2 protein-coding genes are annotated in these 1,239 nt (G+C 34.9%); both read right to left on the bottom strand.

Going from position 1 to position 1,239, the window contains the following annotated elements; genetic code table 11:
• Positions 1-242: 242 nt before the first annotated feature.
• Positions 243-608 carry a 50S ribosomal protein L7/L12 gene (rplL, locus tag JF818_RS01090; protein ID WP_198890150.1) on the bottom strand — a complete coding sequence of 122 codons (366 nt, stop codon included), beginning with the start codon at positions 606-608 and terminating at the stop codon, positions 243-245.
• Between the two features lie 16 nt (positions 609-624).
• A partial coding sequence (gene rplJ / locus JF818_RS01085) for a 50S ribosomal protein L10 (protein WP_304944997.1) occupies positions 625-1,239 on the bottom strand: 615 nt, incomplete at its 5' end.

Here is a 1,239-nt window from a genome sequence, read left to right as displayed (position 1 = left end):
CTATACGTTTGAAAACACGACAAAAAGCCGATTCTGTATTTTTGTTATTTTTACATTCAAAAATACATATCGCTACTTATGCCATTTTAAAACTATAACATAAATCGTATAGTTCGTCAATCTTTTTTTCGTTTTTATTATACCTCTGTCATAAAGCTCTAAACATAAGTTTTAAACAGGGTTTCTCAACATAGAAAAAAATGGATTTCAAAAGAAATCCATTTTTGTGAATGCTTTTTAGATTACTTAAGCTCTACAGCAGCTCCAGCTTCTTCTAATTTAGCTTTCATAGCTTCAGCTTCTTCTTTAGCTACGCCTTCTTTAATTGCATTTGGAGCACCATCAACTAATGCTTTTGCTTCTTTAAGACCTAAACCAGTGATTTCTCTAACAACCTTGATAACACCAATCTTCTTAGCGCCAGCGTTAGCTAATACTACGTCGAACTCAGTCTTTTCATCAGCAGCAGCAGCTTCTCCACCACCAGCAGCCATAACTACAGGAGCAGCAGCAGATACGCCAAACTCTTCTTCACATGCTTTAACTAACTCATTTAATTCTAATACAGTCATTTCCTTAATTGCTTCAATAATTTGCTCTTTGTTCATAATACACCTCCGATTACTATGCTTCTTCTGCAGGCGCTTCAGCTTCTGCTGGCGCTTCAACAGTTTCTTCTACTTTTTCTTCAGCTACTTCTGCAGCAGCTTCTACTGGTTGTACATTTTCTTCTCCATCTTCAACTCTTTTATCAACGATGTTCTTAATTAAATAAGCAAAGTTTGATACTGGAGCTTGGAATGAACCAACAAGTCTTGAAAGTAATACTTCTCTTGATGGGATATCTGCGATCTCAACGATCTTAACATTGTCGTAGTATTCACCTTCTACAACACCTGCTTTTAACTCTAAATTTTTATGCTCTTTAGCAAAATCTTTAATGATTTTAGCTGGAGTAACTGGATCTTCATATCCAAATGCTACAGCACTAGGACCTGCTAAATCTGCAGTTAAACCTTCAAAAGTTGATTCTTTAATCGCTAATTTCATTAAGTTGTTTTTATAAACTTTATACTCTACGCCAGCTTCTCTGAACTTGTTTCTTAATTCAGTCGCTTCAGATACAGTTAAACCTCTGTAATCTACAAGAATAGCTGATTTAGCAGTAGAAAACTTTTCACGAATTTCTTCAACTTTTACTTTTTTGTTTTCAAAGTTTTTAGACAATCTGTCCACCTC

It is taken from the genome of Sphaerochaeta sp. S2 (assembly GCF_016406725.1).
Taxonomy (GTDB): Bacteria; Spirochaetota; Spirochaetia; order Sphaerochaetales; family Sphaerochaetaceae; genus Sphaerochaeta.
Note: the sequence above shows the minus strand (reverse complement) of the source record. Positions and strands in the feature narration are given on the sequence as shown.

What these genes read in the sequence shown, in the direction of transcription:
- rplL (WP_198890150.1), bottom strand. Translation starts at nt 608, where the DNA reads ATGAACAAAGAGCAAATTATTGAAGCAATTAAGGAAATGACTGTATTA.